Raw genomic sequence first — 20,675 nt, 5'->3', positions numbered from 1 at the left:
TTTTCATTCAATTAGGAGACCATGTTGAAGGTCGGCGGGGTGAAAGCAATCGCGTTGACCTGCTTGTTCGTATCAAGCGTGCCGTTCTCACGAATCGTCGGGACGGTAATAACCACCTCGAACTGGTACATGCCTTCCATGAGCGTATTGCCACGCAACGCAAAACGCGCGGAGATGCCGGTCGCCTTATCATTCACGCTCGACGCGAAGGGAATGACCTGACCCTGAACGGTCTGAGTCTTGCCGTTGCGGGTCATGACGGTTGCCTTGCCGGTCGGGTCAGTCGTGAAGACCTGACGGTCAATGATTTCACCCTCGGGCGAGAAAAGGTAAATGTCCATGGACGGGTGCAGGTGCGTGGTGCCGGTCGTCGCCTCCAGGGCGGAGACGTTGTAGGTCATCACGAACTCACCGCAGTTCAGGTTGAGGTCGCCCTCGGGGCCGTGAGTCGCCTCGTACACGGACATGAGGCGAATCGTTGCGGGATTCGGGGAGGTTGCATTCTCCATGGACCACCACGCCTGACCGGTCTCCGGCGCAGTCACGGGCTTGTTCTTGGTGCGCGACTGCAGGGCGCCACTGGCAGGGTTGGTGATCATCCAGCCGCCGACCTGGGTGAAGTCCGGGCCGTGTACCGTCTTGCAATCATCAGCCGAGGCAGCGAATGCGGGTACCGCCGTGGAGGCGGCAATAGCGGGCAGAGCCCAGAGCGCACCGCGGGTGAGGTTGCGGCGGGTAACGGAACGAGCTCCCATGGTGTGTGCGTCTGAAGAGTTATTCGAAATAGTCACAGATTTTTCTTTATCGTTCGGAAGCATCAAGGTGTTATTTGACACGTAAAACACCTTGATAGTGTACAGCATGTATCTGCACTCAGTAGAACTTCATGAACAATGAGTTACCTCATGGCGAAAAACCCACGTCGGCCCCTAAACGCCGGGCTTAGAACACCGGGCTTAGGCGTGACCCGCCTCCTTCATCAGGCGCAGCTCCTTCTTCAAATCGGCAAGCTCATCACGCAGACGCGCCGCCAACTCAAACTGCAGGTTCTCCGCCGCCACACGCATCTGCTCGTTCATCTGCTCAATCAAATCCAGCAGGTCCTCAGCGGGTGCCGCCGCCAGGCCGTCCGCACGAACGCGCGCCTCCGCACGGGCGAGAAGCTCCTCCGACTCCGGGGTGCTCGTGGCAATCTTCGACGAGGTCGCAGAACCGGTCTTCGCACCCGCGCTCACCGTGCGGGCGCCCTTCTTACCGCTCTTACGCTGCTGCAGAAGCTCGCGGGTGTCCTCTTCCTCGCGGGCGAGAACATCCGTAATATCGGCAATCTTCTTCCGCAGAGGCTGCGGGTCAATGCCGTGCTCACGGTTGTACGCCTGCTGAATCTCGCGGCGGCGGTTCGTCTCATCAATCGCCACGCGCATAGAATCCGTAATCTTATCGGCGTACATGTGCACCTGACCGGACACATTACGCGCCGCACGACCAATGGTCTGAATCAGCGAAGTGGTCGAACGCAGGAAGCCTTCCTTATCGGCATCCAGAATCGCAACCAGGGACACCTCGGGCAGATCCAGGCCCTCACGCAGCAGGTTAATACCAACCAGCACATCAAAGGTACCCAGGCGCAGCTCACGCAGAAGCTCCACACGGCGCAACGTGTCAACGTCAGAGTGCAGATACTGCACCTTCACGCCATGCTGCAGCAGGTACTCGGTCAAATCCTCCGCCATGCGCTTGGTGAGGGTCGTGACCAGCACACGCTCATCACGCTCAACGCGCACGCGAATCTCCTCGAGCAAATCATCAATCTGACCCTTGGTCGGCTTGACCACAATCTCCGGGTCAATCAGACCGGTCGGGCGAATAATCTGCTCCACATAACCATCAGCCTGCGACAGCTCATACTTACCGGGGGTCGCCGAAAGGTAAATCGTCTGACCGATACGCTCCAGGAACTCCTCCCACTTCAGCGGGCGGTTATCCATCGCCGAGGGCAGACGGAAACCGTGCTCTACCAGGGTGCGTTTACGGGACATATCACCCTCGTACATGGCACCAATCTGCGGGACCGTCACGTGCGACTCGTCAATAATCAGCAGGAAATCATCCGGGAAATAATCCAGCAGACAGTTCGGGGCACTGCCTGCGGCACGACCGTCAATATGGCGCGAGTAGTTCTCAATGCCATTGCAGAAGCCCATCTGCTCCATCATTTCCAGATCATAGGTGGTGCGCATGCGCAGACGCTGCGCCTCCAGCAACTTGCCCTGGGATTCGAGGGTCTGCAGGCGCTCGCGCAGCTCATCCTCAATGGAGGTAATAGCCTTCGCCATGCGCTCCGGGCCGGCAACGTAGTGGCTTGCGGGGAAGACATACATTTCTTCTTCCTCGCGAATTACCTCGCCGGTCAGCGGGTGCAGGGTGTAAATCGCCTCAATCTCATCACCGAAGAACTCGATGCGGATCGCGTTCTCCTCGTACATGGGGATGATTTCGACGGTATCGCCGCGCACACGGAACGTGCCGCGGTGAAAGTCCATGTCGTTACGCGCGTACTGCATCGCCACGAACTGGCGCAGCAGCTCGTCGCGGTCAATCTCCTCACCGCGACGCAAAGTCACCATCTGCTTAATGTACTCCTCGGGCGTGCCCAGACCATAAATGCAGGACACGGTCGAAACCACCACCACGTCGCGGCGAGTCAGCAGGGAGTTCGTCGCCGAGTGGCGCAGACGCTCCACCTCCTCATTGATGGAGGAGTCCTTCTCAATAAACGTATCGGTCTGCGGCACGTACGCCTCAGGCTGGTAGTAGTCGTAGTACGAGACGAAATACTCCACCGCATTATTCGGCAGCAGCTCGCGCAGCTCATTCGCCAGCTGCGCCGCCAGAGTCTTATTCTGCACGAGCACCAGAGTCGGACGCTGCACCGCCTCAATCAGCCAGGCTGCGGTCGCGGACTTACCGGTACCGGTAGCGCCCATCAGCACAATGTCTTTCTCACCGTTCTGCACACGCTCGGTGAGCTCGGCGATAGCCTTCGGCTGATCACCGGCAGGCTGGAAGGGGCTGACCACTTCAAAGGGGGCGACGATGCGGTTAATTTCGGGTGCGTAACTCATGTATCCATCCTAGGGGAAAGCCGCCCAATGCGCCTCAGGATTGGTCGCCCTTTTCTGCTGGCGCAATACGATGACGCGCAATAGTCCAGACACGACAGGTAACAAGCCATCACCATGAAAGTGCCCAAGTTCATAAAAGAAAGGACGCAAAAGATAAGGGGTATTCGACTGGTTCATCTGCGCTACCGGGCAGGAGGCGAGCGGGAGCATTCTCCCGCACGATGACGGTGCTCTTAGGAACAGCGCTCTTAGGGGTGGCCGCCCTCCCCCACAGCCGCCGCCACTTACGGGTGCCGCACCGCAGAAGATAAGCGGCAACACATAAAGACTTATGACGGGCGCTCTGCACTCACCCCCTTTGCCTCTTTGATGTGGCTCACATATGTTTAGAGCACACACGCAGACAGAACGGGACCACAAGAGCGCACGGAAGGACTCCATGAGCACGACCACGGAGACAGCTTCACAGGCAACCCCGAACGAATCCACAGAAGCGAACCCGGAGGCGAACCCCACCGGCGCGCCGGTTGCCACCTTAGCTACCAAAACCGAGCATCGTAGCACCCTCTTCGCGTCCTCGTACCCGCTGATTCTGCTCATCGCCCTCGCCATTCTGCTGGGCGTCACCTATCTCTCACTCATCACCGGCAGGTACCCGGTCGAACTGGACGAGCTCTTCCGTATCCTCGGCAAGAACTGGTTCGGCATGGACCTGAAGGTCTACAAGCCCGCCGAAAACATGCTGCTGACCGTGCGCATTCCGCGCCTACTCGCCGCCGGGCTCATCGGAGCCGCCCTCGCCATTGCGGGTGCCACCTTTCAGGCGGTCTTCCGTAACCCGCTGGTCTCCCCGTACCTGCTGGGTGTTTCGCAGGGTGCGTCGGTGGGTGCCGCCTCCGCCATTCTGCTGGGTGTGGGCACGAGCATCGCCATTCAGGGTTCCGCCCTCGCCGGCGGTCTCATGGCGGTACTACTGACCGTGAGCATTCCGCGCCTGCTCAAGAATCAGTCCACGCTCATGCTGGTGCTCTCCGGCGTGATTGTGGGTGGCTTTGGCACCGCCGCGCTGGGTGCGTTGAAGTTCATTGCGAACCCTGAAACTCAGCTGGCGCAAATCGTGTTCTGGCAGATGGGCTCCCTGCAGGACGTACGCGCGGAAGCACTCACACAGTTTGCGCTGGTGGCGGTGCCCTGCATCCTGCTGCTCCTGGCGATGCGTTGGCGCATCAATATCCTCTCGCTCGGTGACGATGAAGCACGCACCCTCGGCATTAACCTGACCCGCACCCGCGGTATCACCATTCTGCTGGCAACCCTGGTCACCGCGACCAGCGTGTGTATTGGCGGCCCGATTTCTTGGGTTGGCCTGGTCATTCCGCACCTGTGCCGCCTGCTGGTCGGTAGTGACACGACCAAGCTCATGCCGCTGTCCATTCTGATGGGTGCTTCGTTCATGATGTTCGTCGATACCCTGGCACGTAGCCTCACCAGTGCGGAGGTTCCTCTGAGCGTACTGACCGGCTTCATTGGCACGCCCCTGTACGTGGCGCTGCTGCTGCTTGGAAAGGTTCGGGTGAAGTAATGTCGCCTTCCATTCCCAATACTCAGCAGCGCACGGATGCGAGCGCAGAGGTTCTGCTACACCTGGACGATGCGGGCTTCCGTTACGGCCACCGGGGCGGGCGCATCAATCGCCGCCGTACCGGTCTGCACCGTTCCGGGCACCGCTCCAGCCGCTGGATTTTCCGCAACGTGAACCTGCAGGTGCGACGCGGTGAGGTCCTCGCCATTCTGGGTCGCAACGGTGTGGGCAAGTCCACCCTGTTGAACTCCCTGATTGGTTTGCACTCGCTCACCGAGGGCACCGTCCACCTGGGCGGTGAGCCGCTGGATTCTTTGACCGCGACTGAGCGTGCCCGCCGCATCGCCTACCTTCCGCAGATGGAGGGTCGCGGTATCTCCTACACCGTGACCGAGTACCTGCTGATGGGTCGCGCACCCTATATCGGGTTGTTCTCTTCGCCCTCACGCCGTGACCGTGAGCAGGTAAACACCGTAATGGAGGAGCTGGGGCTGCTCGACCTGGCGCACTCCCCATTGGATGAGCTGTCGGGTGGTCAGCGTCAGCAGGTGGGTATTGCCCGAACCCTGGTGCAAGACGCCCCGCTCATCGTTCTGGACGAGCCGACGAGCGCCCTGGACGTTGCGAATCAGGCGAAGGTTCTGCGGAAAATTCGGCAGCTGCGCGATGCCGGGTACGGGGTCATCTTCACGACCCACAACCCGGATCACGCCCTCATGCTGGATGCGACCGTCGCCCTGCTTGGTGCGCGCGATATGCCCGATACCGTGCCAAACGCAACGCCGGAGGTACCTGCAGATGCGCCAGCTCAGCTTTTGACGGGCCGCGCCTCCGAGGTGCTCACGAGCAAGGTTCTCTCGCGCACCTTCAACACCGGCCTGACGGTGGCCTACTCCCCCGAGCTGGGGCGTTCCAGCGTACACATGACGAGCCTCGATAGCTGAGACTCCGCAGCGTTTAGATTTCCGGTGGTGGTTTGGGCAGTACACAAGAGATGCGGTAGAGGTGCCGCATCCGCTGTGGTGGCGCGTCCCTAGCACGCCTGCCCCACCCAGGCCGCCACCGGGTTATTCACCCACCCTGTCAACACAGAAAGACACACCATGAAAATCACGAAGTTCCACACCGGCGTTGCCCTGACCACTTCCCTGCTGCTGGCTGCGCTGACCGGTTGCGGCGCCGCGAACACCGCCTCCTCCTCTGCATCGGGTTCCGCATCAAGCTCGGTGTCCGCTTCCGCCTCCTCTCAGAACTCGAAGAAGCACACCAGCTTCTTCGTGAAGGACAACGGTGACGGCACCAAGGTCATTAAGGACATTGACGGCAAGGAGGTCACCGTACCCACCACCCCGGAGCGCATCGCTGACCTGTGGCACGCAAACAACCAGGTGGTTCTGCTGCTCGGCGGCGCTGAGAAGCTGGTATCCACCACGACTAACGTGAAGTCTCTGGCGTGGTTCAAGCAGGTGTACCCCGGTATTGAGAAGGTTGACGCGCCGGTGAAGGGCACCGACGTGAACATGGAGCAGCTGCTTGCCGATAAGCCGGAGGTGCTGCTCGCCTCCTCGAAGGAGCAGATTGCGAAGGCAGCTGAGGCGGGTATCCCGGCGGTGCACGTGGAGTTCCAGAACTTCGCGGACCTGAAGCGCACCGTTGAGCTGACCGCCGAGGTGATTGGCACCGATGAGGCGATTGAGCGTGCCGAGAAGTACCTGGCGTACCTGGAGAAGAACGAGAACCTCATCAAGGAGCGCCTGCAGGGCGTCACCGAGTCCCCGAAGGTTCTGCACATTGCGGGCGGTTCTGACCTGACGAAGGTGGACGGCTCGAACTCCCTAATTGGTGAATGGATGAAGCTTTCGGGTGCGAAGAACTCCCTGGACGGCGTGGAGAACTTGAAGAACATTTCTCTGGAGCAGATTATTGCCTCGCAGCCGGAGTACATCATCATTGGCGGCGCGGATGCGCAGAAGGGCGTTGACGCGATCAAGGCTGACGCCGCGTGGGCTGACGTTCCGGCGGTGAAGAACGGCAAGATCATTAAGAACCCGGTCGGCACCTTCAACTGGGACCGCTACTCCGCTGAGCAGGCTCTGCAGATTCTGTGGGCGGCAAAGCTGTTCCACCCCGAGAAGTTCTCCGACGTTGACCTGGTGAAGGAAACCCGCGAGTTCTACTCGACCTTCTACGGCTACCAGCTGACCGAGGATGAGGCGCAGCGCATCATCAATGGTCAGGGTCCCGCGGCTAGCTAATCCGGCAACTAGCTCGCCTGGCGATTGGTTAGTTCGTTAAACACGTACCGCCCGGAACCGTGCTCACAACACGATTCCGGGCGGTATTTTATTGGTTTGTAGCCGTGGGGCGCCACAGTGATAGTTGACGGCAGCGCTAGTTGACCGCAGTGCTAGCGCACCTCCACGGTGGCTCCGGCGAGGCTCATCAGCGCCCGGTTCGTTAGCGGAAGGTACCCGTTCAGGGCGCTCAAAATCAGCTGCATGGTGCGCTCTTCATCCTCCACGCTCAGCCCGCGCGGAATACCCACACCCGGCACGCAAATGCGCTGCTTATACAGGTCAATCACCGCGCACACGGTGCGGTTCGGCACGCCCAACACCGGCAGCATGCCGCGGTGATTGACGGTGCGCAGGCCCTTACCGACCACGGCAGCGGTGCGGATATCCGGGCGGGCACTCCTCGCAAACCGGGAGGCGCCCGCACCGTTCGCAAAAGCAGCAGGGTCGGGAATACTATTCGGCACCGCGCTCTTCTCGTTCAGTACAGACAGCAGCGGCTCCCCCACCGCGGCGGTGACCGCCACGTAGCGTACCTGCCGGTCCATGGCGTTGAGGAAGTCCAGTTCCGCGTACTCCTCCACACGGTAGTTTTCGACCAGACCGGCCTCACCCGACCCGGTTTCTTCCACGGTGCGGGTGATGACTTCTTCATCGTAGAAGCTTGCCACGCATACCTGCGGGGCGCCGCGCTCAATGCGGGCGCGGCACTGGTAGTCGTCGTCGAGCAGCCAGAGGGACAGCTCGTAGCCGTCGGGTACATCGCGCACACCGGTCGCGAGCAGCACTTCGCTGCCGTCCAGGGAGAACGGCTCCCAGCCTGCCGGTTCAAAAGCGTTGAGGGCACCGTCCAGGGCGGGGTTGCAGGAGCCGAGGCTTGGCGCCTGATCAGCCGGGGTGAATGCCTCGGTGGCGGGCATGGCGATGGTGAGCCCGCGCATCCTGCCGGCGAGGCAGAGTTCAACCGCCATGAGCAGGTGGCCCGCACCTTCACGGCTCAGTGCTGGGCTCTGAACCAGGTGCGCCACGCCGGAGTTGTCCAGGCTGAGGTGTTCGCCAACTCCGCGGGCGGCGTTGGAGTAGCGGTTGTGCAGGCGCACCAGCTCGTCAATGGGCAGGGCACGACCCACGGCGCCGAACGCCTGGGCGATAGCGTGAACATGTTCGGGGAAGACGCGGCAGAGCCTGCCAAGCTGGCGAGCAAATTCTGCCGGACGCTGCGTGAGCACGCTCAGTAGGGTACCGAGGTTCTGCTGGCGATAGGCGTTAAGCAGCTGGGCGACGGTGGCGGGTTCAAGCTGCTCGACGGTGCCCCTCGTGGGGAGGCGCGCTCCCTGGCGGTTGAGAGTTGCGGTGCCGCCGCGGCTGCCCGCGGACTGCTCTGATGAGTTTTTGCCTGCTTGTTCGTCTACTTGTTGATAGTAGGTTCCCGACTGCGTCACGTTTTCACGACCTTGAGCTCTTCAGAGCGTTCGTTAGCTGATTCTTCGTAAGGTGACGGGCGGGGCTCAGCGCCTACCGGCAGATGGTTCGTGCACACACTACCGTCTGCCGGATCGTATAGTACCGGCATACAGCTGTGCCTCGTTCCTTGAGCAACTAAGCTATAGCTTCAAGACGTCAGCATCAGGACCTCAGCGCTGAGATAGTACCCAGTTCTCGGCGCTGAGATGTCAGCGTTGAGCCCTGCCCGTCGGTGCGGGCGCACGCGTTGCCTCGTGGAGGCGCCGGGCTGGGTTACCGCTGGTGACGAACCCGTTGCCCGTGCCGTGGAGGGGCGTGTGCGTTCCGCAACGCTTTTTAGGCTATCAGCTTTAGCGGGCAATTACTAGGGTTAGAGTAACTATTAACTAAGGTTGGACTATCTTTTGGGTTTTGGGGGCTTTAGGCAGGCGCTCTAGCCCGAAAATCTGGGACCGGAAATCTAAGACCGAGAATATAGGGAGCGGTAACCTAGACCGGCAAATCCACCCACTGCGTGTCCCCCCAGGTCACACTCGCCGCACCGGAACTCAGGCTCACCACCAGCTCCTCGGCACGCGCCAGCTCCTCCGAGCGGTCAAACACGCCCAAGGAAATCGTGGCACCCTCCGCACCGTACTCGGTACCCAGCACATTCAGACCGGCGGCACGAATCTCGTTCTCCAGGCGGCCAGCATCCGCATGCGAACTGGGCACCTGACCCACACGCAGACGCTCACGCGAATCGAATAGCGCACCATCCAGGGTCTGCACCACCGAATCAGTGTAGGCGCGCACCAAACCGCCCGCGCCAAGCTTAATGCCACCGAAATAGCGCACGACCACCGCAACCACATCCGACAGGTCGGTGGTGCCGTCCTCGCGGGTCTGACGCGCCAGCAGCGCCTGCATCATCGGCACACCGGCGGTACCGGCGGGCTCACCATCATCGGAGGAACGCTGAATATCGCGGTCAGCACCAATAATGAACGCCGAACACACGTGGCGGGCATCGTGGTAGGTCTTGCGCACCGACTCAATGTAGGCGCGCGCCTCCTCAACGGTACTCACGCGCTTGATGTGACCGATAAATTCGCTACGCTTAATTTCGAGGAGGCTCTCATAGGGCTCATCGCCGCGCGGCACAAGGTATCGGTTGGCGCGAGTTTCTTCCTGCATGTGTCCTCCTCTAATCAGTACCTATCTATTGTGGCACAGCCCGTCAGGAGCACCGTCCATGTCCCAGCCTTCTTCCCCCGCCTCCACTGCCCTGCGCCGTTACGCCCTCACCGGCGGTATCGGCAGCGGCAAGAGCACCATCGCCTCCCTCTTCGTTGAGCAGGGCGCGTTCCTGGTGGATGCGGACGCTATCTCCCGCTCCCTCATGGAGCCCGGCGAGGCGGTGCTCGCCCGCACGGTCGCGGAGTTCGGTGAGCATCTGCTCGATGAGGACGGCCGCCTCAACCGCCCCGCCCTGGCGCGTATCGTGTTCAATGATGAGCAGGCGCGCCTGCGTCTGAACGCAATTGTGCATCCCGCTATTCGTGAGCGTGCCGCACAGCTGGTGGAGCAGGCGCAGTCCGAACCCGGTTTTAGCGGCGTGGTGCTGGAGGATATTCCTCTGCTCGTGGAGACCGGCGACCCGTCCGCTTTTGAGGGCGTGGTCGTGGTGCGCACTCCCCTGGCGACTCGCCTGCAGCGCCTCGTATCTTCACGCGGCATGAGTGAGGAGGATGCGCGCGCCCGCATCGCCGCGCAGGCAACCGACGAGCAGCGTGAGGCGGTCGCAACCTGGATTATCGATAATGGCGGCTCGCTGGAGGAAACCGCCGAGCAGGTGCGCGCCGTCTGGGAGCAGATGACCGCCGCCTAAAATCCTCCCCAGCAACACCGGGCACACGCCCCCCCCCCGGTCCCCAACCCCGACGCACCCAAACCCCCAATAACGCAAAGAACCCCCTCACCTCCCAAACGGGAGATGAGGGGGTTCCTCTGCTCTAGGCACCCCCTGCGGGGGTTACCTACCGGCTATTACGCCTGATGAGTGCTCATCTGAGCGGCAGATTAGTTGCCGGTCAGCTTCTTGCGGAGCTCAGCCAGTGCCTCATCCGATGCGAGGGTACCTGCGGAAGCGGGCTCCTCGGAGGAGTAAGAGGTCGGTGCGGGCTCAGCTGCTGCGGGAGCTGCTGCTGCAGCCTCTGCGTCAGCCTCGAGAGCCTTAGCAACCTGAACCTTGTGAGCCTCGAAGCGAGCCTGTGCCTCTGCGTACTGTGCTTCCCATGCCTCGCGCTGTGCGTCGAAGCCTTCCAGCCACTCGTTAGCCTCGGGGTCGAAGCCCTCGGGGTACTTGTAGTTGCCGGCCTCGTCGTACTCTGCGGCCATGCCGTACAGAGCCGGATCAAACTCGGTAGCGTTGGGGTCAACGCCCTCGTTTGCCTGCTTAAGGGACAGGGAGATGCGGCGGCGGTCCATGTCGATGTCGATGATCTTAACGAAGACCTCTTCACCAACGGAGACGACCTGCTCAGCCAGGTCAACGTGGCGGGTTGCCAGCTCGGAGATGTGGACGAGGCCCTCGATGCCGTCCTCAACGCGCACGAATGCACCGAAGGGAACGAGCTTGGTGACCTTGCCGGGAACAATCTGACCCAGAGCGTGGGTGCGAGCAAATGCCTGCCACGGATCTTCCTGGGTTGCCTTGAGGGACAGGGACACGCGCTCGCGGTCCAGGTCCACCTCGAGAACCTCGACGGTAACGGGCTGGCCAACCTCGACAACCTCGGACGGGTGGTCGATGTGCTTCCAGGACAGCTCGGAAACGTGAACCAGACCGTCCACGCCACCCAGGTCCACGAATGCACCGAAGTTGACGATGGAGGAGACAACGCCCTCGCGGACCTGACCCTTCTCCAGCTCGTTGAGGAAGGAGGAGCGGACTGCGGACTGGGTCTCTTCCAGGTATGCACGGCGAGACAGAACAACGTTGTTACGGTTCTTGTCCAGCTCGATGATCTTAGCTTCGATCTGCTGACCGATGTAGGGAGCGAGGTCGCGGACGCGGCGCATCTCAACGAGGGATGCGGGCAGGAAGCCACGCAGACCGATGTCGAGGATAAGGCCACCCTTGACAACCTCGATAACGGTACCGGTAACGACGCCGTCGTTTTCCTTGACCTTCTCGATGTCGCCCCATGCACGCTCGTACTGTGCGCGCTTCTTGGAGAGGATCAGGCGACCTTCCTTGTCCTCCTTGGTGAGGACGAGTGCCTCAACCTCGGAGCCGAGCTCGACAACCTCAGAGGGGTCGATGTCGTGCTTGATGGACAGCTCGCGGGAGGGGATGACGCCTTCGGTCTTGTAACCGATGTCGAGCAGAACCTCATCGTGGTCGATCTTAACGACCTGGCCGGAGACGAGATCGCCGTCGTTGAAGACCTTGATGGTCTTCTCGACTGCCTCGAGGAATGCCTGCTCGTCGCCGATGTCGTTGATTGCGACCTGAGGGATGTTGGTGCTCATGTAGTGAGGGCTCCAATTGGATTTCTAATAGGTCGACGCTGCCGGTTCACCGTTCAACACCCCCGGGTGGAGGCGCCGACTGGCTTACTTTTTCACCCCGGCGCGCACGGCATAGGGCCGCTAACGCCTTTGAATGAGGTGAGGAAACGTCGAGCTGACGGATACTTACAATGTGTACCGCCCACCGGAAGCAAATGCTCTAGGCAGGGTGTGCAAGCGGTCTGTGCCCGTTTTCTCCCCGTTTTCTTAAGGAGAAAAAGAGCATAGAAAACCCGTACGTTGGTACACGCGATTAATAGTGTACGGGAATCCCGGGCGTGTCGTCAATGGTTACGCGCCCGGGATTCCCGTACTTATTTGCGGTTTTGGAGTTGTGGTTCGCGGAGGGGTTTGCGGAGGGTCGATGCTCGTCCTCGTTCCTACAGGGGCACCCGCCCTCGCTTCGCTTCGGGCACCCTGATGTCACTACGGACGACACCGCCCCTCCTCATGCTCGCATCAGGCTAGAGCGCGGGGTAGCTATACCCTCCGGAAGCGACATCAGGGTACCCTCTCGGGTGCTCTCCGCAGCGAAGCAAGGAGAGAGCGGAGCACCCGAGAGGGTGGGTTCCCCTGCAGGAGCGGAGGAAGGGTATAGCGTACCCACCCCCCGCCCTGTAGGAACGAGGACGAATACCGCTTTCCGTGCAGAGCCGAGAGAAGAAACGAACCTAGTGGCCTGCCTCCTGCCAAGACTTGCCCCAGCCGACCTGCACATCCAGAGGAACACGCAGGGAGGCGGCACCACTCATCTCCTCGACGAGCACGCGTTCGGCGGCTTCACGCTCACCGGTGGCGACTTCGAGGATGATTTCGTCGTGCACCTGCAGCAGCATGCGGGTCTTCAGGCCCTCTTCGCGCAGGCGGCGGTGAATATTGATCATGGCGATCTTGATGATGTCCGCGGCGGTGCCCTGAATCGGGGCGTTGAGGGCGGCGCGCTCGGCGGCTTCACGGCGTACACGGTTGGGCGAGTCCAGGTCGGGCAGCACGCGGCGGCGACCGAAAATGGTTTCGGTGTAGCCGTCCTGGTGTGCCTGCTTGAGCACGCCGCGCAGGAAGCGTCCCACGCGTCCGAAGCGCTTGAAGTAGTTGGTGCGCAGTTCGCCTGCTTCGTCGGAGCTGATGTTCAGCTGCTTGGCGAGGCCGAAGCGGGACAGGCCGTATGCCAGGCCGTAGGACATTGCCTTGACCTTGGAACGCTGTTCGGGGGTGACTTCTTCGGGGGCTACGCCGAAGACTTCGGAGCCGACGTAACGGTGCAGGTCCTCCCCCGCTTCGTAGGCTGCGATGAGCTTCTCGTCGGCGGCGAGGTGCACCATGATGCGCATTTCGATCTGCGAGTAGTCGGCGGTGAGCAGACCCTCGTACTCCACGCCGTCGACGGGTGCGGGCGCGACGATGAAGGCTCCACGGATGCGGCGGCCTTCTTCGGTGCGGATCGGGATGTTCTGCAGGTTCGGCGCGGTCGAGGAGAGGCGGCCGGTGGCGGCGGCACCCTGCTGGAAGGTGGTGTGCACGCGTCCGTCGTCGGCGGCTGCTTTCTGCAGGCCTTCGACGGTCTGTACGAGCTTGATGTTGTCGCGGTAGGCGGCGAGCGCACCGAGGAATGCGGCACCGTCGGACTCCGGGGAGATTTTGGTGAGCAGTTCGGTGACGGATTCGGCGTCGGTGGAGTAGCCGGATTTGATTTTGCGGGTGTGCGGCAGGGCGAGCTTGTCGAAGAGCACGGTCTGCAGCTGTTTGACGGAGGCGAGATTGAGGGGTTCTTCGCCGTCGTCGGTTTGGACGGTGTCGCCGATGATGGTGCGTGCGGCGTCCTGTGCCTGGTTAGCGCGTGCGGAGAAGGTGTCGTGCAGTTCGGCAAGGAGCGCGTCGGAGACAGCGATACCTGCCTGCTCCATGTCTGCGAGGACGTAAAGTAGCGGCAGTTCGATTTCTTCGTAGACCTTCAGCTGGCCATGTTCTTCCATTTCAAAGTGCAGCAGGCGTGCGAGTTCGTGGATGATGCGGCTGATTTGGGTGAAGTAGCGCAGGTTTTCGACGGGTTCGGCTTCGCCGGGCATGCTGAAGAGGGAGGGTTCTGCCTCTTCTTCTTCGGGCTGGAAGACGAGCTGCGCGTAGGGGTCCTTGGGGATCCACAGGTAGCGTTCGGCGAGGTCTTCCATGCGTTCGGAGAAGAGCTTGCGGGTTGCGGTGGGAATGAAGCCGCACATGTAGGAGGACAGTGCGGGGTCTTCGACGGCGCCGGCGAGTTCGTAGCCGTAGGCGCGCAGAAGTTTGCGCTGAACCTTCAGGTCCATGACGATTTTGCGGGCGGCTTCGTCGGAGAGCCAGGCGGCGAGGGCGGCGTCGAGTTCCGGGTCGATGGTGCGGGTGTCGATCCAGAGGCTGGTGTTCTTGCTGGTGAGGAGCACGCCGAGCAGTTCGGGGTTTTCTTCGGCGGCGCGGATCTTGGTTTTGGTGACCTTGACGGCGGGTGCGTCGCCGATGGCGGGGCGCGCTACGGGCAGGTTGGTGACCGGGTAGAGGGTCACAGCGCCTTCGAGGCGTTCGGGTACGGCGATGGGCGCGCCCTGTTCGTCGGTGCCGTAGTTTTCTTCGGCTGCGGCGGCACAGAAGGCGCGGAATGCTGCTGCGTCTGCGTTTTTGGTGGGTGCGCTGGTGGCAATGGGTGCGTAGACGGGGCCGGTGGGCGCCTTCTTGATGGCACCCTCCTCCCCTGCTTCTGCGATGGAGCTTGCAGAGCCTGCGGATCCAGCGGCGCGCACGATGGGGCCGAGGGTGTCGGCGGCACGCTTGCGGATGGTGCGGAACTCCACCTCGTCGAAGAAGGTGTTGAGTGCATCCAGGTCGGGGGTGAATGCGGTGTCTTCGAGGGTGACGTTCAGGTCGAGGTCGTTGACGAGCTGGTTGAGGCGACGGTTGCGTACTACGTTGTCGATATTTTCGCGTAGTGCTTCGCCCTTCTTGCCGCCGATCTTGTCGCTGTTCTCGATGACGGCGTCGAGGGAGCCGTATTCGCCGAGCCATTTGGCGGCGAAGCCGGGGCCCACGCCGGGTACGCCGGGCAGGTTGTCCGCCTGTTCGCCGGTGAGGGCGGCGAGGTCGGGGTACATGTGCGGGGGTACTTTGGTTTTCTTTTCGACGGCGGCGGGGTCCATGCGCTGAATACCCTTGGAGGGGCCGGTGGTGACCGGGTAGAGCAGGGTGACGTCGTCGGTGACGAGCTGGAAGATGTCGCGATCGCCGGAGAGGATGAGAACCTTGTAGCCGGCTTCGGTGCCGCGGCGTGTGAGGGTTGCGACGATGTCGTCGGCTTCGTAGTTTTCGTAGGTGAGCGCGGGGATGTTGAGCGCGCCGAGCATCTTTTTGATGAGGTCGATTTGGCCGTTGAATGCTTCGGGGATGGCGTTGCGGCCACCCTTGTATTCGCCGTATTCGGCGGTGCGGAAGGTGCCGCCGGGCAGGTCGAAGGCTACGGCGATGTGGCTGGGCTGGTTGTCTTTGATGATGCTCAGCAGGGTGGAGAGGAAGGCGTGGACGGCTTCGGTGTGCTGGCCGTCGCTGCGCACGAAGATGTGCTGTCCGGTCTTTTCGGCCATGGTATAGATGCCGAAGAAGGAGCGTAGGGCGAGGGAGTGTCCGTCAATGAGCAGGAGGGTTTTGTTCTCTGTAGTCACTCCTCTAGTGTATCGAGTCTGAGTTTTCTTGGTGGTTGGCTTCGTGACGGCGGGGTTCGGGTGGCTGGTTTCGACGGGTGCGGGTCAGCCCTACAAGGAGGCGCCCGCGCTGTGTTGGGTGCCGGTACTGTGTTGAGTGCCGGCGCTGTGCCATATAGCGGAATAACGGGGTGTGTGGAAAGAGTTTTACCTCATATGTAGGTGCCGGTGGGGTGCGTTTGGTGAGTTTTCACCCAAAAAATTGTGCCCCAAGCCACTATGTGAGGTGGATAATAATACAGTTTCCGGATAATATATAACCTTATTATCGCCTCCAGCGTAGGAAACCCCCACACCCCGTGTATTCATAGGTAGAACTCTACCCAGAATTCACCGGCAGGATTCATCGGACTGTGAGGGCACATCCCGCGCTTAACACACAACGAACCCTCATTTAGGAACCCATGAAGGTACTCAAAAAACTCCCCCTCCTCGCGTGGATTATCATCGCGATTGCATCGGGTGTGCTCATCGGCATGCTGACCCCCGGAATGATTAGTGGCATCAATGACGCCACCGGCGCGGCCATTCCCACCGACCTCATTGTGCAGCTCTTCGTCTCCTTCTCTACCGTGTTCAGCGCCTTCCTGAGCTTCGCGATTCCGCTGATTATTATCGGCTTCATCGTGCCCGGCATTGGTTCCCTCGCGCAGGGTGCGGGCAAGATGCTCGGCATCACCGTGGGTCTGGCGTACATCTCCAGCATCCTTGCTGGCTTCCTGGCACTGACCTGCGCACTGCTGCTCTACCCCATCATCCTAAAGGGTCAGCAGCTCGCTTCCTTCGATAACCCCGAGAACGCACTGTCCAAGGGTTACATCTCCTTCGAGCTAACCCCGATTATGGGTGTGCTAAGCGCACTGATTCTCTCCTTCATCCTGGGCCTGGGCATTACCGCACTGAAGACCCGTGCGATGCTGAACCTCTTCGAGGACTTCCAGGTCATCGTTGAGAAGATGCTCGGCTACGTGATTATCCCCCTGCTGCCGGTGCACATTGTGGGTGTGTTCGCGAACATGACCCTCGCCGGTCAGGTGGCGAAGATCCTCTCCGTCTTCGGTCTTGTGTTCGTCATGGTGATTATTCTGCACTGGGTCACCCTGGCACTGCAGTACTCGGTGGCTGGCGCGATTTCTCGCCGCAACCCCATCCAGATGCTCAAGACCATGCTCCCGGCATACTTCACCGCAATCGGTACCCAGTCTTCGGCTGCGACCATCCCGGTGACCGTGCGTTCTGCAAAGAAGGCCGGCATCTCTGCTCGCGTGGTGGACTTCGCGATTCCGCTCTGCGCAACCATCCACCTCTCCGGCTCCATGATTACCATTACCGCCTGCTCCGTGGCTGTGCTGTTCATGACCGGTAAGAGCCCCGACTTCGGCCCGCTGGTTCCCATGATTCTGGTGCTCGGCGTGATGATGGTTGCCGCTCCCGGCGTTCCCGGCGGTGGCGTGATGACCGCAATCGGTCTGCTGGAGTCCATGCTCGGCTTCGATTCCTCCATGATTGCTCTGATGATTGCTCTGTACCTGGCTCAGGACTCCTTCGGCACCGCAACCAACGTGACCGGTGACGCGACCATCGCAACCCTGACCGAGCGTATCTCCAAGGCAATCGGAGCGAACCCCGATAAGGAAATCCGCGACGAGGACATCGAAAAGGCAGAAGCTATTTCCGCCTAATCCTCTCCGCTTCCATAACGTTTTTCAGCCCCGCCTCCTGAGTTCAGGAGGCGGGGCTGATCCGTACCCGGAAGCTAGCCAAGAAACCGGTCATCGTGTCAAAGGAACTCTAACCGCGGAGTACACTGGAAGTCATGACTGAAAACAACACACACCACGCACCCGTCCGCGCGGCAGCGCCCACCACCCTCACCGCAGAAGAAATCAAGGCGCAGCTGACCGAAAGCGGAATCCCCGAGCACCTGCACCCCTACTTCCCCCGCGGTCTGGGCGAGCTCATCCCCGCCATGGGCATTAAGTTCCAGGAACTCACCGCAGAACGCACCGTCGCAACCATGCCCGTCGCCGGTAACACCCAGCCCATCGGCCTGCTGCACGGCGGCGCCAACGTGGTCCTCGCCGAGACCCTCGGCTCGCTCTCCGCGGGCGTGCACGGCGGCGAAAACCTCGTAGCAGTCGGTGTGGACATCAACGCAACCCACGTGCGCCCGGCAGTCTCCGGTGTGGTTACCGCAACCTGCACCGCTGTCAAGCTCGGACGCACCCTGTGCATCCACTCCATCGACATTGTGGATGAGCGCGGTCGCACCACCTGCACCGCACGCATCACCAACATGCTGATCCCCCGCCCCACCGCCTAACGTCCTACAACTTCAGCAAGTAGCCTAAAATCGTAGAAGCACGGGGTACACGGCACCCCGCCAACACCCCACCAGAAGGTACGACCAGAAGGAGCACCATGGCCCGCGAGCGCACCCCCTATTTCAAGCGTTACCCGAAGATTGTGCGCGCCAAGCGCATTGTCCTGCCCATTGCAATCGGCGTGATGCTAGTGTGCCTGGTGACCGCCATCAACAACCCCGGCAGCTTCTGGTGGCTGGGCGTAATGCTCGGTACCGGCGGAATGCTCTGGGCTGGCTCCCCCACAGACCGCCCAATCAGCGGCCCGAACAATGACGAAGATAATTTGAACCGATACATGCGCTAAGCCTGCCCGACGCTGCGCTTCTTGCGGCGCTGAGTTGCCTGCAGCACTGGCATAGAAACGCTCCGACTGCTCCGGCAGGGTGCGAGCTTCAGAAGATAAAACATTAACGCCCCGTCCCTCAGTTTCATTGTGAGGGATGGGGCGTTAGTGTGTCATGAAAAGGTGCTGGTCAGATGCTGACCAACCGAAGGCGCATACGGGCGAACCCTAGTCTTCGCCGTAGCGTACGTTCGTACCTGTACCGATGTGTACTTTGTACGTCTCGTATTTAGGAGAGCTGCTTGATGATGGTGTCAGAAACTTCGCGCATGGACAGGCGGCGGTCCATGGAGGTCTTCTGAATCCAGCGGAATGCTTCCGGCTCGGTCAGGTTCATCTTGGTGATGAGCAGCGACTTTGCGCGGTCAACCAGCTTACGGGTCTCGAACTGGTCGCGGATGGTACCAACTTCCTTCTCGAGGGCGCGAATCTGCTCGTAGCGGCTGATTGCCACCTCGATTGCGGGAACCAGGTCGTTCGGGGAGAACGGCTTGACGACGTACGCCATAGCGCCTGCCTCAACGGCACGGTCTACGAGTTCCTTCTGGCTGAAAGCGGTCAGCAGAACGACGGGAGCGATCTGCTCCTTCGCGATTTCTTCAGCTGCGGTGATGCCGTCCATAATCGGCATCTTCACATCCATGAGGACGAGGTCGGGGCGGTACTTCTGTGCTAGCTCGACGGCGGTCTTGCCGTTATCGGTTTCTGCTACGACGTCGAAACCCTGGTCCTTCAGAATTTCAACGATATCGAGGCGAATCAATGCCTCGTCTTCTGCTACGACGACGGTGCGGGCCGGGGCCTGATTCTCCGCCTGATCCTGAGTGGTCAGCTCTGACATAACTCTTCTCCTTTATCAAATTTCAATCATTTAAAGTCTACAGGACGAATTAAACGTTCATCTACTTTCTCGCCTTGTCCCAGGTGTGTTATATGCGTCCTATGTGCATGTAGGAAAAGTTTTCTGACGCCATTTTGTGACCCTCCATCAGATTTTGCATATTAATGCACATTTTTGTTCTATACTGCTCATGACTGTGAAAACAAAACCGCACAACGTAGAGGTCACGCGGCGAAATTCACACCTAAAACATGGACCCGAAAATGACTCTGACATGCAATAACGCGTCATCGGGTTAGACACAAAAGTAATAAACAAAATATTTATATCGAAACCCCATCACACGCCGCAGAAGGCCGATACACTGAAATAGGTATTCTCCTCGACTTCTCCGGCACTCGCATTTGACCGACCATACTCGATACCCGGAGGGGATTCATGTCAATCACCCGTCAAGCACGCACCCTGTACTCAGACTTCGTCGAGTACAAGGAACTCGATCGCGCCCCGCTGACTTCCATTCACCCCGGAATTCTCGTCGCCTTCGACTCCACCGCGCTTGCATGCCTCTACAACTACCCAACCCACATCAGCGACGAAATCCTCCGCGTCTACTCACAGCTGCGCGGACACGCCTTCCTCCCCCACCAGGCACTCAAAGAATTCTGGGCAGCACTCGACGGCGCCTCCCCCGTACCCGCCGCCGCAGACCGCGTCCGCTCAGCGCTCGCGTCCTTCAAAGAAACCCTTCCCGAAGAACGCAACTCCCCCTGGAGCGCGCTGCGTTCAGTCACGCACCAGCTAGACCACTCCATCGCGCAGATCATGAGGATTCTCGAACCCACCACCGAGACCGGATCCATCAACATGGCACGCCGCGAAGACGACACGATTCTGCCGCGACTGAACCGCATCTTCACCGGACACGTGGGTGCGGCGCCCAGCCCCGAACGCCACGAACAGCAGTGCCGCGAAGCCCTCGAACAGGGCCACCCGCTACTCGCTAACGCCAGCTTTGACGCCGACTTCGCGCTCTGGAACCAGTGCGTTACCGAAGCAACCACCCGCGTGAAGGGCACCGACTGCGTCTTCGTCACCGGCGGTGTGCGCGACACCTGGCTACGCAACGGTCAGCAGGTACGCGCCGCATCGGGCGGCGAACCCGTACGTCAGCTCGCGAACCGTCAGCTACTGCGTGAATACGCTAAGGCAACCGGAGGCGGCGTATTCCGCATCTACACGGTTGAGGAGATTCTGCGGCTCGCCTCCGAGCAGTACGGTGTGACCGTCAGCGACGCTACCTATAATGCGATTCGCGCGGAACAGCCCGTAGCTGTGTAAATCGCCGTGCACAGTCACCGTTGAGAATAATCCCACCACACC

General features: G+C 60.6%; 15 protein-coding genes. 8 read left to right on the top strand and 7 right to left on the bottom strand.

All coding sequences use genetic code 11. The annotated features are described in order from the left end of the window. Positions 1 to 11: 11 nt before the first annotated feature. Together HMPREF2842_RS05530 and uvrB are read right to left on the bottom strand one after the other, a co-directional pair. The gene (locus tag HMPREF2842_RS05530; RefSeq protein ID WP_246822943.1) at positions 12 to 791 is read right to left on the bottom strand and encodes an ornithinee aminotransferase; all 780 of its coding nucleotides are present in this window, start codon (positions 789 to 791) and stop codon (positions 12 to 14) included. A 165-nt stretch (positions 792 to 956) separates the two neighbouring features. Continuing rightward, entirely contained in the window at positions 957 to 3,125 is a 2,169-nt protein-coding gene (gene uvrB, locus HMPREF2842_RS05525; RefSeq protein WP_049354746.1) for an excinuclease ABC subunit UvrB, read from the bottom strand. A gap of 439 nt (positions 3,126 to 3,564) precedes the next feature. Between uvrB and HMPREF2842_RS05520 the strand changes: the two genes are divergently transcribed. The 3 genes from HMPREF2842_RS05520 to HMPREF2842_RS05510 all read left to right on the top strand — a co-directional run bounded on the left by HMPREF2842_RS05520 (position 3,565) and on the right by HMPREF2842_RS05510 (position 6,962). Continuing rightward, on the top strand, positions 3,565 to 4,707 hold the full coding sequence (locus tag HMPREF2842_RS05520) for a FecCD family ABC transporter permease (protein ID WP_053088742.1): 1,143 nt from the start codon (positions 3,565 to 3,567) through the stop codon (positions 4,705 to 4,707). Continuing rightward, the gene (locus tag HMPREF2842_RS05515) at positions 4,707 to 5,651 is read left to right on the top strand and encodes an ABC transporter ATP-binding protein (protein ID WP_083309213.1); all 945 of its coding nucleotides are present in this window, start codon (positions 4,707 to 4,709) and stop codon (positions 5,649 to 5,651) included. Before HMPREF2842_RS05520 ends, HMPREF2842_RS05515 begins: the two co-directional genes overlap by 1 nt. Before the next feature lie 159 nt (positions 5,652 to 5,810). Continuing rightward, complete coding sequence (locus tag HMPREF2842_RS05510; protein ID WP_246823200.1) at positions 5,811 to 6,962, top strand: ABC transporter substrate-binding protein; 1,152 nt, start codon at positions 5,811 to 5,813, stop codon at positions 6,960 to 6,962. Between the two features lie 152 nt (positions 6,963 to 7,114). Here the strand turns inward: HMPREF2842_RS05510 and HMPREF2842_RS05505 are convergent, their stop codons facing one another. After that, positions 7,115 to 8,443 (bottom strand): 2-oxoglutarate dehydrogenase, encoded by a 1,329-nt coding sequence (locus tag HMPREF2842_RS05505; RefSeq protein WP_070643192.1) that lies wholly within the window; start codon positions 8,441 to 8,443, stop codon positions 7,115 to 7,117. A gap of 511 nt (positions 8,444 to 8,954) precedes the next feature. Continuing rightward, positions 8,955 to 9,641: an IMPACT family protein gene (locus HMPREF2842_RS05500; RefSeq protein ID WP_049353142.1), complete on the bottom strand. Its 687-nt coding sequence runs from the start codon at positions 9,639 to 9,641 to the stop codon at positions 8,955 to 8,957. Positions 9,642 to 9,699: 58 nt separating this feature from the next. Here HMPREF2842_RS05500 and coaE point away from each other — a divergent pair, with 58 nt between their 5' ends. Further along, complete coding sequence (coaE, locus tag HMPREF2842_RS05495; RefSeq protein ID WP_049353143.1) at positions 9,700 to 10,335, top strand: dephospho-CoA kinase; 636 nt, start codon at positions 9,700 to 9,702, stop codon at positions 10,333 to 10,335. A gap of 191 nt (positions 10,336 to 10,526) precedes the next feature. Here the strand turns inward: coaE and rpsA are convergent, their stop codons facing one another. Together rpsA and polA are read right to left on the bottom strand one after the other, a co-directional pair. After that, positions 10,527 to 11,981, bottom strand: a complete 1,455-nt coding sequence (gene rpsA, locus HMPREF2842_RS05490) for a 30S ribosomal protein S1 (protein ID WP_005506223.1) — start codon at positions 11,979 to 11,981, stop codon at positions 10,527 to 10,529. 710 nt (positions 11,982 to 12,691) lie between these two features. After that, complete coding sequence (gene polA, locus HMPREF2842_RS05485; protein WP_070643190.1) at positions 12,692 to 15,703, bottom strand: DNA polymerase I; 3,012 nt, start codon at positions 15,701 to 15,703, stop codon at positions 12,692 to 12,694. 443 nt (positions 15,704 to 16,146) lie between these two features. Here polA and HMPREF2842_RS05480 point away from each other — a divergent pair, with 443 nt between their 5' ends. The 3 genes from HMPREF2842_RS05480 to HMPREF2842_RS05470 all read left to right on the top strand — a co-directional run bounded on the left by HMPREF2842_RS05480 (position 16,147) and on the right by HMPREF2842_RS05470 (position 18,412). Further along, positions 16,147 to 17,424 (top strand): dicarboxylate/amino acid:cation symporter, encoded by a 1,278-nt coding sequence (locus HMPREF2842_RS05480; RefSeq protein ID WP_070643187.1) that lies wholly within the window; start codon positions 16,147 to 16,149, stop codon positions 17,422 to 17,424. Between the two features lie 134 nt (positions 17,425 to 17,558). Next, positions 17,559 to 18,065, top strand: coding sequence for a PaaI family thioesterase (locus HMPREF2842_RS05475; protein ID WP_070643185.1), 507 nt, complete (start codon positions 17,559 to 17,561; stop codon positions 18,063 to 18,065). A 98-nt stretch (positions 18,066 to 18,163) separates the two neighbouring features. After that, positions 18,164 to 18,412 (top strand): hypothetical protein, encoded by a 249-nt coding sequence (locus HMPREF2842_RS05470; protein WP_049349756.1) that lies wholly within the window; start codon positions 18,164 to 18,166, stop codon positions 18,410 to 18,412. Positions 18,413 to 18,680: 268 nt separating this feature from the next. On the opposite strand, the gene HMPREF2842_RS05465 is transcribed toward HMPREF2842_RS05470, so the two are convergent. Next, positions 18,681 to 19,292: an ANTAR domain-containing response regulator gene (locus tag HMPREF2842_RS05465; RefSeq protein ID WP_012903637.1), complete on the bottom strand. Its 612-nt coding sequence runs from the start codon at positions 19,290 to 19,292 to the stop codon at positions 18,681 to 18,683. Between the two features lie 438 nt (positions 19,293 to 19,730). On the opposite strand from HMPREF2842_RS05465, the gene HMPREF2842_RS05460 reads away from it, so the two are divergent. Continuing rightward, on the top strand, positions 19,731 to 20,633 hold the full coding sequence (locus HMPREF2842_RS05460; RefSeq protein WP_049361962.1) for a PIN-like domain-containing protein: 903 nt from the start codon (positions 19,731 to 19,733) through the stop codon (positions 20,631 to 20,633). Positions 20,634 to 20,675: the final 42 nt, after the last annotated feature.

It is taken from the genome of Rothia sp. HMSC069C10, from assembly GCF_001812205.1.
GTDB classification, from domain to species: domain Bacteria; phylum Actinomycetota; class Actinomycetes; order Actinomycetales; family Micrococcaceae; genus Rothia; species Rothia mucilaginosa.
Note: the sequence above shows the minus strand (reverse complement) of the source record. Positions and strands in the feature narration are given on the sequence as shown.